At 72.5% G+C, this 16,110-nt stretch carries 10 protein-coding genes and 1 tRNA gene; 4 read left to right on the top strand and 7 right to left on the bottom strand.

The genetic code is table 11. The features are described 5' to 3' along the window. Window positions 1-16: 16 nt before the first annotated feature. A complete protein-coding gene (gene polA, locus K7472_RS21475) occupies window positions 17-2,752 on the bottom strand; it encodes a DNA polymerase I (RefSeq protein ID WP_222980143.1) in 2,736 nt (911 codons plus the stop codon). Window positions 2,753-3,010: 258 nt separating this feature from the next. On the opposite strand from polA, the gene K7472_RS21470 reads away from it, so the two are divergent. Both K7472_RS21470 and K7472_RS21465 read left to right on the top strand, forming a co-directional pair. After that, a complete protein-coding gene (locus K7472_RS21470; RefSeq protein WP_222980142.1) occupies window positions 3,011-5,308 on the top strand; it encodes an FdhF/YdeP family oxidoreductase in 2,298 nt (765 codons plus the stop codon). 153 nt (window positions 5,309-5,461) lie between these two features. After that, complete coding sequence (locus tag K7472_RS21465) at window positions 5,462-5,935, top strand: PaaI family thioesterase (protein WP_222980141.1); 474 nt, start codon at window positions 5,462-5,464, stop codon at window positions 5,933-5,935. Window positions 5,936-6,031: 96 nt separating this feature from the next. Here the strand turns inward: K7472_RS21465 and K7472_RS21460 are convergent, their stop codons facing one another. Further along, window positions 6,032-6,700, bottom strand: coding sequence for an ANTAR domain-containing response regulator (locus K7472_RS21460; protein WP_222980140.1), 669 nt, complete (start codon window positions 6,698-6,700; stop codon window positions 6,032-6,034). A gap of 95 nt (window positions 6,701-6,795) precedes the next feature. Between K7472_RS21460 and K7472_RS21455 the strand changes: the two genes are divergently transcribed. Continuing rightward, window positions 6,796-6,878: transfer RNA gene (locus tag K7472_RS21455), tRNA-Leu, on the top strand. 72 nt (window positions 6,879-6,950) lie between these two features. Further along, on the top strand, window positions 6,951-7,739 hold the full coding sequence (locus tag K7472_RS21450) for a helix-turn-helix domain-containing protein (RefSeq protein ID WP_222980139.1): 789 nt from the start codon (window positions 6,951-6,953) through the stop codon (window positions 7,737-7,739). A 118-nt stretch (window positions 7,740-7,857) separates the two neighbouring features. Here the strand turns inward: K7472_RS21450 and pyk are convergent, their stop codons facing one another. From pyk to pepN, 5 genes are all read right to left on the bottom strand, one after another. After that, window positions 7,858-9,291, bottom strand: coding sequence for a pyruvate kinase (gene pyk, locus K7472_RS21445; RefSeq protein WP_222980138.1), 1,434 nt, complete (start codon window positions 9,289-9,291; stop codon window positions 7,858-7,860). Between the two features lie 151 nt (window positions 9,292-9,442). Then, complete coding sequence (locus K7472_RS21440) at window positions 9,443-10,162, bottom strand: SIMPL domain-containing protein (protein ID WP_222980137.1); 720 nt, start codon at window positions 10,160-10,162, stop codon at window positions 9,443-9,445. Between the two features lie 37 nt (window positions 10,163-10,199). Beyond that, complete coding sequence (locus K7472_RS21435; protein WP_222980136.1) at window positions 10,200-11,636, bottom strand: lysine N(6)-hydroxylase/L-ornithine N(5)-oxygenase family protein; 1,437 nt, start codon at window positions 11,634-11,636, stop codon at window positions 10,200-10,202. Then, window positions 11,636-13,063: a pyridoxal phosphate-dependent decarboxylase family protein gene (locus K7472_RS21430; protein ID WP_222980135.1), complete on the bottom strand. Its 1,428-nt coding sequence runs from the start codon at window positions 13,061-13,063 to the stop codon at window positions 11,636-11,638. The genes K7472_RS21435 and K7472_RS21430 overlap by 1 nt, the downstream gene beginning before the upstream one ends. Window positions 13,064-13,438: 375 nt before the next feature. Further along, window positions 13,439-15,952 (bottom strand): aminopeptidase N, encoded by a 2,514-nt coding sequence (gene pepN / locus K7472_RS21425; RefSeq protein WP_222980134.1) that lies wholly within the window; start codon window positions 15,950-15,952, stop codon window positions 13,439-13,441. Between the last annotated feature and the right edge of the window lie 158 nt (window positions 15,953-16,110).

Here is a 16,110-nt window from a genome sequence, read left to right as displayed (position 1 = left end):
CCCCTCACGCATGCGATCAGTGCGCGGCCGACTCCCAGTCGCCGCCCGAACCCACCGACACGTCCAGCGGCGCCCGCAACGGGTACGCCGCCGTCATCTCGTCGCGCACCAGCGTCTCCACCCGCTCACGCTCACCAGGGGCGACCTCCAGCACGATTTCGTCGTGCACCTGGAGCAGGGTGCGCGTGCGCAGGCCCGCCTCCGTCAGCGCCGCGTCCACCCGGAGCATCGCCAGCTTCACGATGTCCGCCGCCGAGCCCTGGATGGGCGCGTTGAGCGCCATCCGCTCTGCCATCTCGCGCCGCTGGCGGTTGTCGCTGTTGAGGTCCGGCAGGTAGCGCCGCCGCCCGAGCAGCGTCTCGGTGTAGCCGGTGACCCGGGCCTCCTCCACCACGCGGCGCAGATAGTCCCGGACCCCGCCGAACCGCTCGAAGTAGGTGTCCATCAGCCCGCGCGCCTCGTCCGGGCCGATGGCCAACTGCTGCGACAGGCCGAACGCGGACAGCCCGTAGGCCAGCCCGTACGACATCGCCTTGATCTTGCGGCGCATCTCCGCGTCCACCGCGTCCTTCGGCACGTCGAAGACGTACGAGCCCACCGTGGTGTGCAGGTCCTCGCCGGAGGTGAACGCGGCGATCAGCCCCTCGTCCTCCGAAAGGTGCGCCATCACCCGCAGCTCGATCTGGCTGTAGTCCGCCGTCAGCAGCGACTCGTAGCCCTCACCGACGACGAAACCGCGGCGGATCGCCCGGCCCTCGTCCGTGCGCACCGGGATGTTCTGCAGGTTGGGCTCGGTGGACGACAGGCGACCGGTGGCGGCGACCGTCTGGTTGAACGTGGTGTGGATGCGTCCGTCCGGCGCGATCGTCTTGATCAGGCCCTCGACCGTCGAGCGCAGCCGCGCCTGCTCGCGGTGGCGCAGCATGATCACCGGCAGCTCGTGGTCGGTCTGCTGGGCGAGCCAGGCCAGCGCGTCGGCGTCCGTGGTGTAACCGGTCTTGGTCTTCTTGGTCTTGGGCAGGCCCAGCTCCCCGAAGAAGACCTCCTGGAGCTGCTTGGGCGAGCCGAGGTTGAACTCGTGGCCGACCGCCCCGTGCGCCTCCTTCACGGCCTGCTTCACGGCGTCGGCGAACTGCCGCTCCAGCCGCTCCAGATGGTCGCGGTCGGCCGCGATGCCGTGCCGCTCCATGCGGGCCAGCAGCACGGAGGTCGGCAGCTCCACGTCACGCAGCAGACCCAGCGCGCCGTCCTGCTCCAGCCTGCCGGCGAACACCTCCGCCAGATCCGCCACCGCGCGCGCCTTCGCCATCAGCTTCTCCGCCTCGGCGCCGTCCTCCACGCCGAACGCCAGCTGACCGCCGCCCTCCTCGGCGTGCTCCAGCTCCCGCCCGAGGTACTCCACCGACAGCACGTCCAGCGCGAACGAGCGGCGACCCGGCTTGATCAGGTACGCGGCCAGCGCCGTGTCCATCGCCACGCCGCCGACGCTCCAGCCGTGCTCGGCGAAGACCCGCATCGCGCCCTTGGCGTCGTGCATCACCTTCGGGCGCCCGGCGTCGGCGATCCAGGCGGCGAACGCCTTCTCGTCCTCCTCCACCAGGTGCGCCGGGTCGAACCAGGCGGCCGGTCCCTCGGCAGTGGCCAGCGCGACCTCGGTCACCGTGCCCGCGCCCAGCGCCCAGGAGTCCACCGTGGCCACGCCCAGCGGGTCCGTGCCGTGCTCCGCCAGCCACGCCGGCAGCTCGCCCGCGCCCAGCACCCGCCCGTCGATCTCGACCCCGGCCGCGACCTGCGCCTGCGCGTCCTGCTCGGCGCCGGGATCGGCCGCGTACAGCCGCTCCCGGAAGTTCGGGTGGCGGAACTCCAGGGCGTCCAGCACCACGTCCAGCCCCGCCCGGTCGTACGGCTCGCGGACCAGGCCCTCGGGGCCGACCGGCAGCTCGACGTCACGCACCATCTCGGTCAGACGGCGGTTGAGCTTGACCGCCTCCAGGTGGTCCCGGAAGCTCTGCCCGGCCTTGCCCTTGACCTCCTCGGCCCGCTCCACCAGCTGCGCGAACGAACCGAACTGGGTGATCCACTTCGCGGCGGTCTTCTCGCCCACGCCCGGGATGCCCGGCAGGTTGTCCGACGGGTCGCCGCGCAGCGCCGCGAAGTCCGGGTACTGCGCGGGGGTCAGCCCGTAGCGCTCCTCGACCTTCTCCGGGGTGTAGCGCGTCAGCTCCGAGACGCCCTTGGTCGGGTACAGCACCGTCACGTGCTCGGTGACCAGCTGGAACGCGTCGCGGTCACCGGTGACGATCAGCACCTCGAATCCGGCGGCCTCCGCCTGGGTGGCCAGCGTGGCGATGATGTCGTCCGCCTCGAAGCCCTCGATCGCGAAGCGCCGCACCCGCATCGTGTCGAGCAGCTCGCCGATCAGCTCCACCTGGCTGCGGAACTCGTCCGGCGTGGCGGAACGGGTCGCCTTGTACTCCGGGTACTCGTCGAAGCGCCACGTCTTGCGGGACACGTCGAACGCGACCGCCAGATGCGTCGGGGCCTCGTCACGCAACGTGTTCGACAGCATCGACGTGAAGCCGTAGATCGCGTTCGTCGGCTGGCCGGTGGCGGTGTTGAAGTTCTCCACCGGCAACGCGTAGAACGCGCGGTAGGCCAGGGAGTGCCCGTCCAGCAGGAGCAGGCGCGGCCGGTCCGCCTTCCGCGTGGTGCCGGTCGCCGCTGTCGTCGTCTTCGATGCCTTCTGTGCCACGTCCCCGATCCTCCCACGGACCACTGACACTCCTGTCCGGCACGGCGCGGTCCCGGTAGAGAACCGGGCGCGTCGTCGGGCGCGGACCCGGGCGCGCCGCAGACGCGGACCCGGGGTGGGGCGAGGCTCGGGCCGGGGCGCGGACCGGCCCGGGCGCGGGTGCGGCGAAGTTATCCACAGGCCCAGGGCGCCGCCGCGCCGCCGTGGGAGGATCGATGCGGACAGGGACGGAAAGCAGCACGACGGAGGGACACGGCGATGGCGACGAAGCCACCCGCAGGGGACCCGGTACAGGACGCGCCCGAGGTGACCGCGCCGCAGCACGCCGCGGCGGGACTGCCCGCGGTCGGCCACTCCCTGCGCATCGCGACCCGGCAGATGGGCGTCAAGCGCACCGCCCTGACCCTCCTGAAGGTCAACCAGAAGGACGGCTTCGACTGCCCCGGCTGCGCCTGGCCCGAGCCCGACCACCGCCATCGCGCCGAGTTCTGCGAGAACGGCGCCAAGGCGGTCGCCGAGGAAGCCACCCTGCGCCGCGTCACCCCCGACTTCTTCGCCCGCCACCCGGTCTCCGACCTCACCCGGCGCAGCGGCTACTGGCTCGGCCAGCAGGGCCGCCTCACCCAGCCCATGTACCTCGCCGAAGGCGCCGACCACTACGAACCGGTCCCCTGGGAACGCGCCTTCGAGATCGTCGCGGACGAACTGCGCGCCCTGGACTCCCCCGACGAGGCCCTCTTCTACACCTCGGGCCGCACCAGCAACGAAGCCGCCTTCCTCTACCAGCTCTTCGCCCGCGAGTTCGGCACCAACAACCTGCCGGACTGCTCCAACATGTGCCACGAGTCGTCCGGTTCCGCGCTCACCGAGACCCTCGGCGTCGGCAAGGGCAGCGTCCTGCTCGAAGACCTCTACCGCGCCGACCTGATCATCGTCGCGGGCCAGAACCCCGGCACCAACCACCCCCGCATGCTCTCCGCGCTGGAGAAGGCCAAGGCCGGCGGCGCCCGGATCGTCAGCGTCAACCCGCTGCCGGAAGCGGGACTCGAACGGTTCAAGAACCCGCAGACCCCCAAGGGCCTCGCAGGCGGCGGCACTTCGCTGACCGACCTGTTCCTCCAGATCCGCCTCGGCGGCGACCAGGCGCTCTTCCGCCTGCTCAACCGGCTGCTACTGGAAGCCGACGACCGCGCCCCCGGCACCGTGCTCGACACCGCGTTCATCGACGAACACACCCACGGATACGAGGAGTTCGCCGCCGCCGCGCGCGCCGCCGACTGGGACGAGACGATACGCGCCACCGGTCTGGAGCGCGGCGACATCGAGCGACTGCTCACCATGGTGCTCCAGGCCCGCAGCGTCGTCGTGTGCTGGGCGATGGGCCTCACCCAGCACAAGCACTCCGTGCCCACCATCCGCGAGGTCGTCAACTTCCTGCTGCTGCGCGGCAACGTGGGCCGCCCCGGCGCCGGCGTCTGCCCGGTCCGCGGCCACAGCAACGTCCAGGGCGACCGCACCATGGGCATCTTCGAGCGGCCCGCCGACGCCTTCCTCGACGCCCTGGAGAAGGAGTTCGGCTTCACGCCACCCCGCGAGCACGGCTACGACGTGGTCCGCGCCATCGAGGCGATGCGCGACGGCGACGCCAAGGTGTTCTTCGCCATGGGCGGCAACTTCGTCTCCGCCTCCCCCGACACCGACGTCACCGAGGCCGCGATGCGCCGCGCCCGGCTCACCGTCCACGTCTCCACCAAGCTCAACCGCTCCCACGTCGTCACCGGCGCCCGCGCGCTGATCCTGCCCACCCTCGGCCGCACCGAGAAGGACCACCAGGCGGGCGGAGAGCAGTTCGTCACCGTCGAGGACTCCATGGGCATGGTGCACGCCTCGCGCGGCGGCCTGGACCCCGCGAGCCCCCACCTGCTGTCCGAGCCCGCCATCGTCTGCCGCCTGGCCCGCGCCGTGCTGGGGCCGGAGAGCGTCGTGCCCTGGGAGGAGTTCGAGGCCGACTACGACCAGGTGCGCGACCGCATCGCACGGGTCGTCCCCGGCTTCGACGACTTCAACACCCGGGTGCGCGCCCCCGGCGGCTTCGCCCTGCCGCACGGCCCGCGCGACAGCCGCACCTTCCCCACCGCCACCGGCAAGGCCAACTTCACCGCCGCGCCCGTCGAGTACCCCGAGGTGCCCGAAGGCCGCCTGCTGCTCCAGACGCTGCGCTCGCACGACCAGTACAACACCACCATCTACGGCCTCGACGACCGCTACCGCGGCGTCAAGGGCGGCCGCCGGGTCGTGCTGCTCCACCCCGACGACGCCGCCGCCCACGGCCTCGCGGACGGCGCGTACACCGACCTGGTCGGCGAGTGGGCGGACGGGGTGGAACGGCGCGCCGAGGGCTTCCGCGTCGTGCACTACCCGACCACCCGCGGCTGCGCCGCCGCCTACTACCCGGAGACCAACGTGCTGGTCCCCCTCGACCACACCGCCGACACCAGCAACACCCCGGCGTCGAAGTCGGTGGTGATACGCCTGGAGCCGACGCGCGAGGCGTAGCCGCCAAGGCGGCCCGGCGCCGGGTACGTGACGGCTACACGCACGTGACGCAGAACACCGGGTGGTGATCGTCTGGCGGCGGCCGACTCCTGATAGGACGGTGGCAGTTCCCGGCCGAGGATGACCGGGCGAGGAGGATCGGAGCCGACCCCCATGGGCGAGCAGGCCACAACCAAGTTCCCGCCGGACGTCGTCGAGGAGTACGCCGGGCTCGGCATCGACCTGCCCGCGCTCTTCTCGGCGGGTCACCTCGGCGAGCGGATGGGCGTGAAGGTCACCGAAGCCTCCGCCGAGCGCGTCGTGGGCATCATGCCGGTCGAGGGCAACACCCAGCCGTACGGCCTGCTGCACGGCGGGGCCTCCGCCGTGCTCGCCGAGACCCTCGGCTCGGTCGGCGCGATGCTGCACGGCGGGCCGCACAAGGTCGCGGTCGGTGTGGACCTCAACTGCACCCACCACCGGGGCCTGCGCTCCGGCCTGGTCACCGGTGTCGCCACACCCGTCCACCGGGGCCGCTCCAGCGCCACCTACGAGATCGTGATCTCCGACGAGCAGGACCGCAGGGTGTGTTCGGCCCGGCTGACCTGCATGCTGCGTCCGGTCGCGCCCAACGGCCCGGCGGCCTGAGCCACGGGGCCCCGTTGCGGCGGGGCCCCGCTACGCCGAACGCCCGCGTCGATCCCGACGCGGGCGTTCGTGGCTTCCGGGTTCCCGGCAGGCGGGTCAGCCGTCGGTGTCGCCGCCGACCTCGTCGATCACGGCCTGGGCCACCGCCTGCATGGACATCCGACGGTCCATCGAGGTCTTCTGGATCCAGCGGAACGCGGCCGGCTCACTCAGCCCGTACTTGGTCTGCAACGCGCTCTTGGCGCGATCCACCAGCTTGCGGGTCTCCAGGCGCAGCGAGAGATCGGCGATCTCGGCTTCCAGGGCACGCAGTTCGGTGAAGCGGGAGACGGCCATCTCGATGGCCGGGACCAGGTCGCTCTTGCTGAACGGCTTGACCAGGTAGGCCATCGCCCCGGCCTCGCGGGCGCGGTCGACCAGCTCGCGCTGGGAGAAGGCGGTCAGCATCAGGACGGGCGCGATGCGGTCGTTGGCGATGCGCTCGGCGGCGGAGATGCCGTCGAGGACGGGCATCTTCACGTCGAGGATGACCAGGTCGGGGCGGTGCTCCTCGGCGAGCTCGACGGCGCGCTGTCCGTCGCCGGCCTCGCCCACGACGGAGTAGCCCTCCTCTTCCAGCATCTCCTTCAGGTCGAGCCGGATCAGGGCCTCGTCCTCGGCGATGACGACGCGGGTGGTGTGCGGCGGCACGTGGTCGCCTCCGGCGGCGGCCGTCTCCTCCGCAGCGGCGGTAGCGAACTCGTCGGGGGCGTCAGCGGCGCTCACTGGGCTCCTCGTTTCGGGGGGCGGGGTGCACCTTCCCGAGCCTACCTGTGTGACTCCCGCCGCTCCCAACCTGTAGGCTGTGGCCTGCGTTCCCTGCCGGGTTGGTGGAATGGCATACACGGATGTCTCAAACACATCTGCCCGAGAGGGCTTGCGGGTTCGAATCCCGCACCCGGCACTCGATCACTCGTTCGGGTAGATGATTCCCCTTTCCATGGCATTCGCCTGACTCTCGGGTCACGCTGTGTACATGAACCAACACAGCAGTTCGATGCGCCACGAGGCCCTCGCCCTCCTCGCCAAGGGCGTCACCAATGCCGAGGTCGCCCGCCTCCTCGATGTCCCCGTGGGCACGGTGGGCTACTGGCTCCATGTGGACCGCGCGGGTCGCGGAGCCCTTCCGGGGCGCCCCAACCTGCTCTGCCCGCGGTGCGGCGGCCGTCCGCTCGACCGCGCCGCGTACGCCTACTTACTGGGCCTCTACCTGGGGGACGGCTACATCATGTGGTCGCCCCAGCAACGCGCCCCGAGCCTGATGATCTCGTGTGACGACAAGTGGCCCGGCCTCATGGACGCCGCCGAGGAGGCCATGCGCCGGGTGTTTCCGCACAACCGACCCTGTCGCCTCCGACGCAAAGGGTGCCACGACGTCAAGGTCTCCTCCTGCCACCTGTGGTGCCTCTTCCCCCAGCATGGGCCGGGCAAGAAGCACGAGCGACGCATTCTGCTCCAGCCCTGGCAACAGGACATCGTCGATGCCCACCCGTGGGAATTCGTGCGAGGCCTCGTGCACTCCGACGGATGCCGCGTCACCAACTGGACGATCAGAAAGGTCGCCGGCGAGCCGAAGAGGTACGAGTACGCCCGATATCTCTTCACCAACAAGTCCGACGACATCCGGCGGCTCTACACGGACACCCTCGACATGGTGGGCGTCGACTGGCGGGTCACCAGGCGGGGCACCGTCGCGTACAACATATCCGTAGCCCGCCGTCCCTCCGTGGCGCTGATGGACGCCTACGTCGGGCCCAAGGGGTGAGGCGCGTGCACCACACGCCCCGCCGCTCGCCTCCTGGGCGCGCACACCACGCGCCCCCGCCGCTCGCCACCCACTGCGCCCCGCCGCCCGCACCCGCCCAACGGCGCGCCCCCACCGCCTACTTGGGCGCGTCGTCCTCGCCGATGTGGTGGACGCGGACCATGTTCGTCGTGCCGGGGATGCCGGGCGGGGAGCCCGCCGTGATGACGACGACGTCGCCCCGCTTGCAGCGGCCGATGCGCAGCAGGTGCTCGTCGACTTGGTCGACCATCTCGTCCGTGGTCTGCACGACCGGCCCGAGGAACGTCTCGACGCCCCACGTCAGGCTCAGTTGCGAGCGGGTCGCCTCCTCGGGGGTGAACGCGAGGACCGGGATGGGCGAGCGGTAGCGGGACAGGCGGCGGGCGGTGTCGCCGCTCTGGGTGAAGGCGACGAGGAACTTGGCGCCGAGGAAGTCGCCCATCTCGGCCGCCGCGCGGGCCACCGCGCCGCCCTGGGTGCGCGGCTTGCCGCGTTCGCTGAGCGGCGGGAGTCCCCCGGCGAGCATGTCCTCCTCGGCGGCCGCGACGATCCGTCCCATCGTCTTGACCGTCTCGACGGGGTACTTGCCGACGCTGGTCTCCCCCGACAGCATGACCGCGTCGGCGCCGTCCATGACGGCGTTGGCGACGTCGGACGCCTCGGCGCGGGTGGGCCGGGACGTCTCGATCATCGAGTCGAGCATCTGGGTGGCGACGATGGCGGGCTTGGCGTTGCGCCTGGCGAGCTTGACGGCGCGCTTCTGCACCAACGGCACGGTCTCCAGCGGCATTTCGACGCCCAGGTCGCCGCGCGCGACCATGATGCCGTCGAACGCGGCGACGATCTCCTCGATGCGTTCGACCGCCTGCGGCTTCTCGATCTTGGCGATGACCGGGACCCGGCGGCCTTCCTCCTCCATGATCCGCAGGACGTCGTCCATGTCCTGTCCGGAGCGGACGAAGGAGAGCGCGATGATGTCGGCTCCGGCGCGCAGGCCCCAGCGCAGGTCCTCGATGTCCTTGGTGGACAGCGCGGGGACGGAGACGGCGACGCCGGGGAGGTTGAGGCCCTTGTTGTCGGAGACCAGGCCGCCTTCGATGACCATGGTGTGGACGCGGGGGCCTTCGACGTCGGTGACCTCCAGGGTGACCCGGCCGTCGTCGACGAGGATGCGTTCGCCTCGGCTGACGTCGGTGGCCAGGCCCTTGTAGGTGGTGCCGCACATCTGGTGGTCGCCGTCGACGTCGTCCATGGTGATGGTGAACTCGTCGCCGCGTTCAAGGAGTACCGGTCCGCCGGCGAAGCGGCCCAGCCGGATCTTCGGGCCTTGAAGGTCGACCAGGACGCCGACGCTGCGGCCGGTCTCCTCGGCGGCCTTGCGCACGCGTCGGTAGCGTTCCTCGTGGTCGGCGTGCGATCCGTGGCTGAGGTTGAGTCTCGCCACGTCCATGCCCGACTCGACCAGGGCCTTGATCTGGTCGTACGAGTCGGTCGCGGGCCCAAGGGTGCAGACGATCTTCGCTCGGCGCATACCATCGAGCCTACGACTTACCGCCCGGTAGGGAGACGGTTGCCGGGGAAGGGCGAACGACCGCTGCGTTAAAGGTTGTTGACCGGCATACGTACATCTTCCGACGACACGCCGCATCAGTGCCTGTGGTCTCAGGTGAGCTGGTGGACGCTCATCCGCGAAGGTCGGGTGGCGTCATGGTGAACACCGCGGTGACCTGCGCGTGAACGGTCTGCGTCTGCGGTACGAGGTCGAGCTCGGCCGGTTCACCGGAGGCGGAGCCGCCCGGGGCCGGTGCCGCGGCGCCGAAGGCCCGGGCGCGGGCACGGTGGACGACTCCGGTGTCGAGGCCCTCGTCGGCGAGTTCCAGGAGTGCGTCGAGCCGGGCGCCGAGGGCGTCGGCGTACTCCCGGGCACGTCGCACGGCGTCGCGGACAGCCTGGGTGCGCGCGTCGCGGTGCACGGGCGAGTCGGGGCGCAGTGACCACCAGGGACCGTCGAGCCGGGTGAGGTCGAGGGCGGCGAGCCGGGCGGCGAGGCGGCCGAGGTCGGTGAAGTCGGTGAGGGTGGCGGTGAGCCGGGCGTGGCCGTGGTGGGCGCGGACCCGCTCGCCGCGGCCCTTGGCGAGTTCGGGGGCGACGACCAGGGCGCCGCTCTCGATCTTCTCCACGGCGGAGTCATGGGTGCGCAGCAGGTCGAGGACGGCGTTGTGGCGGCGGGTCAGGTCGTCCAGGGTGGCCTGGCGGTCGGTGCCGCGGGCGGTGACGGTGATGTCCAGGCGGGCGAGTTCGGGGGCGGTCTCCAGGCGGGCCTCGCCGCGTACGGAGACGTGCGGGGCGGCGGGGGTGCCGTGCGGGGTGGCGGTCGCTGCGGTGGTCGGCTCGGTCGTCATGCGCCCACTGTGCCAGGCCCGGCAACGCACCCGCGCGTCAGGCCGGTTGGTGGCAGGGGCCGCGTTGGGCGCCCAGCCGGGCCGGGCGGTGGCCGGGGTCGCGGTCGGGACTCAGGCCGAAGGTGGTGAAGGCGGTGCGGCGTGGCAGCGGGTAAGGGGCTTGGTCCAGCAGGGAGTTGAGGATGACGGCGGAGCGCCAGGCGCCCAGGCCCAGGTCGGGGGTGCCGACGCCGTGGGTGTACGAGGCGGCGTTGTGCACGTGGACGGCGCCGTGCACCGAGGGGTCGAGGACGAGGCGGTGATCGGCGTCGACACGAGGGCGGCCGCGCGAGTCGCGGCGCAGGTAGGGGTCGAGGGCGGCGAGCAGGGGTTCCATGGGGCGTTCGCGGTAGCCGGTGGCGAGGACGACGGCGTCGGTGGTGAGGCGGGTACGGGTGCCCTGCTGGTCGTGTTCCAGGTGGAGTTCGAGGCGGTCGGCGCCCATGCGTCCGGCGGTGCGGACGGCGACGCCGGGGGTGATGGTGACGTCGGGCCAGTGGGGTGCGCCGGCCGGGTCGGCGGTCAGGGTGCGCTGGTAGAGCTCTTCCTGGATGGCGGCGATGGTGTCGTGGTCGATGCCCTTGTAGAGCTGCCACTGCTGGGGCAGGAGCCGGTCGCGGACGGGTTCGGGGAGGTGGTGGAAGTAGCGGGTGTAGTCGGGGGTGAAGTGTTCGAGGCCGAGTTTGCTGTATTCCATGGGGGCGATGGACTCGGTGCGGGCGATCCAGGCGAGTCCCTCTTGTCCGGCGGGGCGGCCCCGCAGCAGGTCGAGGAAGACCTCGGCGCCGGACTGTCCGGAGCCCACGACGGTGACGTGGGGTGCGGCGATCAGCCGGTCGCGGTGGCCGAGGTAGTCGGCGGAGTGGAGTACGGCGACGCCGGGTGTCTCGGCGAGCGGGCGCAGGGGGTCGGGGATGTGGGGGACGGTGCCGATGCCGACGGCGAGGTTGCGGGCCCTGGCGCGGTGCGGGGTCCCGGTGCCGTCGTCGGTGAGGCGGGTGAAGTCGACGTCGAACTCGGCGCGATCGGGGTTCCAGCGCACGGCGTCGACGCGGTGGCCGAAGTGGCAGCTGGGCAGGGCGTCGGCGGCCCAGCGGCAGTAGGCGTCGTACTCGGTGCGCGGGATGTGGAAGCGCTCGGCGAAGTAGAAGGGGAAGAGGCGTTCGCGGTTCTTGAGGTAGGACAGGAACGACCAGCGGCTGGCGGGTTCGACGAGGGTCACCAGGTCGGCGAGGAAGGGGACCTGGAGGGTGGCCCCGGGGATGAGGAGTCCCGGGTGCCAGTGGAAGGCGGGCCGTTGGTCGAGGAAGGCGGTGCGCAGGGCGGGCACGCCGTCGGCGAGTGCGGCGAGGCTGAGGTTGAACGGGCCGATGCCGATGCCGAGCAGGTCGAGCGGTGCGGCGGTGTCGGGCGCCGGGTCGCGGTCCGTGCTCATCAGGGGGTGTGTCCTTCCGGGGTGGCGCCGGCGACCCGGTCGAGGAGGGTGGTCAGGTCGGCGTCGGTGGTGGCGGGGTTGAGCAGGGTGGCTTTGAGCCACAGGCGTCCCGCGGCGTGGGCGCGGCCCAGGACGGCGGTGCCCTTGGTCATCAGGCGGCGCCGGATCGCGGCGACGTGGGCGTTGTCGGCGTCCTTGGGGCGGAACAGCACGGTGCTGGTGACGGGGTGGGCGTACAGGGTCAACGCGGGGTGGGCGTCGACAAGTTCGGCGAGGCGTTGGGCGTGGTCGCAGACGCGGTCCACGAGTTGGCCGAGTCCTTCGCGGCCCAGGGCGCGCAGGGTGACGGCGATCTTGAAGACGTCGGCGCGGCGGGTGGTGCGCAGGGAGCGGCCGAGCAGGTCGGGAAGCCCTGCGTCGGTGTCGTCGGCGGCGTTGAGGTAGTGGGCTTCGTGGTGCAGGGGGCGCAGCGCGGCGGTGTCGGGGACGGCGAGCAGGCCTGCGGCGATCGGCTGCCAGCCGAGTTTGTGCAGGTCGAGGCCGACGGAGCTGGCGGACTGTACTCCGGTGAGCAGGGCGCGGCGGTGGCGGCTGAACAGCAGGGGTCCGGCGTAGGCGGCGTCGATGTGGAGTTCGGCGTGGTGGGCGGCGACGGTCTCGGCGAGCGCGGGCAGCGGGTCGATGGCGCCGGTGTCGGTGGTGCCGGCGGTGGCGACGAGCAGGGCGGGTCCGTGCAGCGCGCCGAGGGCGACGTGGGCGTCGACGGGGTCGAGGGTGCCGGCGGGGGTGGGCAGCACGGTGGGTTCGGGCAGGCCGAGCAGCCAGGTGGCGCGGTGCACGCTGTGGTGGGCGGCGGCGCCGCAGACCACGTGGACGCTCCGGGCTCCGGCGGCGCGGGCGCGTTCCCTGGCGAGCAGCAGGGCGAGTTGGTTGGCCTCGGTGCCGCCGGTGGTGACGAGGGCGTCGGGTTGCGGCAGGTCGGGGTAGACCAGGGCGGCGAGGTCGGCGGTGGTGTCGGCTTCGAGGGTGGTGGCGGCGGGGGCCTGGTCCCAGGAGTCGAGGGAGGCGTTGAGGGCGCTGGCGGCGAGGTCGGCGGCGACGGCGACGGCCAGGGGCGGGCAGTGCAGGTGGGCGGCGCACAGGGGGTCCGCGGGGTCGGCGGCGCCTTCGGTGACGGCGCGTACGACGGTGCGCAGGGCCTCGTGGGGGTCGGTGCCGAGGGCGGGGATGCCCGGGGGCACGGTGTGCCGCAGCCGGTCGGCGACGCGGTCGGGGCCGCCGGGCGGGAGGGGGCCGCGCCGGGCGGTGGCGCCGTCCGCGAGGGCGGCCAGGACGGTGTCGAGCAGCGGGCCGAGGGCCTGGGCGCCGTCCGCTCCCCCGGCGAGCGCGGGCAGGCCGGGTGTGCCGTCGTCGTGCGTCGTCGGCATGGGTGACGGCCGCCCTTCGTCCCGCCGAACGCCGCGGTGCGGCGACGGAGCCCGGCCGGAGGTGCCCGCGGGTGTCATGGGCTCCTCCTGGCCTGGGCGCGTGCTGGTCCGCAGGGCACAACGACGCCGGGCCGGTAGGGGTATCGCCTGGATCGCGCGGAAGCTTCCGATCGGTCCGGGAATCGCGGCGTATCGGGGGTGTTGGGGCGCGCGACGGCTCGAACGCCGGGGCAGCCGCGCGCCCTCCGCACGACGACCGCGATCCGCCGCGCGCCCCCTTCGACTCAAGCCGCCGCGCGCCCTCCGCACCGCATCCGGAGCCGCAGCACGCCCCCTCAACTCAAGCCGCCGCGCGCCCCCTTCAGCGCGAGGCCGTCACGCCTCCCGTACGGGGATCGCCTCCCGTACGCGGATCGCCCGGGCCAGGTCGTCCAGGCAGTCGGTCAGACCGCGGCGGAACGCGGGGGTGAGGTCGTCGCGGTCGAGGTGGGCGCGGCCGGTGGCGAGCACGGCGGGTTCGGCGGCGTGGCCGGGGAAGCCGTGGCGGGTGAGGGCGGCCGCGATGGCGGGTCCGCGCCGGGCGGCGCTCGCGGCGGCGGCGTCGAACCAGCGGGGGACGAACTCCCCCAGCAGCGCGTGCTGTTCGGGCTGCCACAGGCCGGTGGCGAGGGCGATGGTGAGGTTGTTGGTGGTGGTGTCGTCCTCGAACAGGGCGTGCCAGGCGGCGCGTTTGGCCTGTTCGTCGGGGAGCGCGGCGCGACAGGTGGCGGCGGATTCGTGTCCGGTGGAGCTGGGGTCGCGGTCGAGTTCGGCGGCGATGCGCGTCTCGTCGGCGAGGCCCAGCGTGCTGAGCCGGGCCAGGGCCCGCCAGCGCAGTTCGGGGTCGAGGACGAGGCCGCCGGGGGCCTGGCCGGTGCGCAGCCAGTCGTCGAGTTCGGCGGCGCGTTCGCCGGGGGTGGCGCTCGTGATGAGGGAGCGCAGGGCGGCGAGCCGCAGGCCCGGGTCGCCGGCCGTCTCCAGCAGACGCCGGGCGACGCTAGCGATGACGTCCAGGGCGTCGTCGCGGCGGGCGGGGGCGAGATAGGTGTCGGCGAGGACGGTGCGGGCGAAGGTGAGGACGCCGCTGACGACCGAGACGTCCGTCTCCGCGGGCAGGTGGGCGTCGATCAGGTCGAGGTAGGCGGCGGGCGGGAGTTCGGCGTCGCGTACCAGGTCGCGGGCGGTGGTCCACAGCAGGGCGCGGTCGAGCGGGTCGGGGACGGCGGACAGCGACTCGGTGACGGTGGTCCACGAGCCGGGGTCGAGGCGCACCTTGGCGTACGTGAGGTCGCCCGCGTTGGGCAGCACGAGCGCCGGGCGCGGGCCGGAGCCGGCCAGGACGGCGTCGCCGGGCAGGTCGAGCCCGTCCGTCCCGCGCGGTACGAGGGTGCCGTCCGCGGCGCGGTCGTGGAGAGCGACGGCGAGGTGGTGCGGCCGGGAGCCGTCCCGTTCCAGCCGCAGCCGCCAGCCGTCGTCGGTGGTCTCGTCGACGTGGGCGGTGAGGGTGTCGACGCCGGTGGTGCGCAGCCAGCGTTCCGCCCAGTCGCGCACGTCGCGGTCGGTGGCGGCGCGGGCGAGGGAGTCGGTGAAGTCGGCGAGGGTGGCGTTGCCGAAGCGGTGGCGGGTGATGTGGTCGTTGACGCCGGCGAGGAAGGTCTTCTCGCCGAGCCAGGCGACGAGTTGGCGGATCGCGGAGGCGCCCTTGGCGTAGGAGATGCCGTCGAAGTTGCCGAGGGCGGAGGCGGTGTCGCCGACGTCCTCCGCGGAGGGGGCGACGGGGTGGGTGCTGGGCCGCTGGTCGGCGTCGTAGCCCCAGCTCTTGCGGGTGACGGCGAACGCGGTCCAGGAGCCGGTGAAGCGGGTGGCCTCGCTGATGACCTGGAAGCCCATGTACTCGGCGAAGGACTCGTTGAGCCAGATGTCGTCCCACCAGCGCAGGGTGACCAGGTCGCCGAACCACATGTGGGCCATCTCGTGCGCGACGACCATGGCGCGCGACTGGCGTTCGGCGTCGGTGACGGCGGAGCGGAAGACGAACTCGTCGCGGAAGGTGACCAGTCCGGGGTTCTCCATCGCGCCCGCGTTGAACTCGGGGACGAACGCCTGGTCGTAGGAGTCGAACGGGTAGGGCTCGTCGAAGACGCGGGCGTAGTGGTCGTAGGAGCGGCGGGTGATGTCGAACAGTTCCTCGGCGTCGCGGTCGAGGTGCTCGGCGAGGGAGCGGCGGCAGTGCAGGCCGAGGGGGAGCCCGGCGTGTTCGGTGTGCACGCTGTGGTACGGGCCCGCGGCGAAGGCGATCAGGTAGGTGCTGAGCGGTGGGGTGGTGGCGAAGGTGAAGCGGCCCTCGTGGTCGGGGTCGCGGTGGGCGATGCCGTTGCCGAGCGCGGTCCAGCCGGGCGGGACGGTGAGCGTGAGGTCGAAGACGGCCTTGAGGTCGGGCTGGTCGAAGCAGGCGAAGATGCGCTGGGTGTCCTCCAGGAAGCACTGCGAGTAGACGTAGGTCTCGCCGTCGGCGGGGTCGGTGAAGCGGTGGGCGCCCTCGCCGGTGCGCGAGTAGCGCATGTCGGCCTCGACGAGCAGTTCGTTGTCCGCGGCGAGGCCGGTGAGCGGCAGGCGGTTGCCGTCGAGCGCGGCGGGGTCGAGTTCCCGGCCGTTGAGCACGACGCGCCGCAGGGTCGCGGGCTTGACCTGGACGAAGGTCCCGGCGCCCGGTTCGGCGGCGGAGAAGGTGACGCGGGTGGTGGAACGGAACGTTTCGTCGCCCCCGGTCAGGTCGAGGTCGATCGCGTAGTGGTGGACGGTCAGCAGGCGGGCCCGGATCTCGGCCTCGGCACGGGTGAGTGGCGACATGCGCACATGCTGCCCCACACCCGCACCCCGGCCAACGCCCTTTCCCACTCCGGTGGGTTCTCCCGTCGCGAACACCCGCGCGGACGCCGTACGACGCCGCAGCCCGGGCCAGCCGCCCCGCGCCGACCGCCTCAGCCGTCCCGCACCGCCCGCGTCAG

The sequence above is a fragment of the Streptantibioticus parmotrematis genome, assembly GCF_019890615.1.
Classification (GTDB): Bacteria; Actinomycetota; Actinomycetes; order Streptomycetales; family Streptomycetaceae; genus Streptantibioticus_D; species Streptantibioticus_D parmotrematis.
Note: the sequence above shows the minus strand (reverse complement) of the source record. Positions and strands in the feature narration are given on the sequence as shown.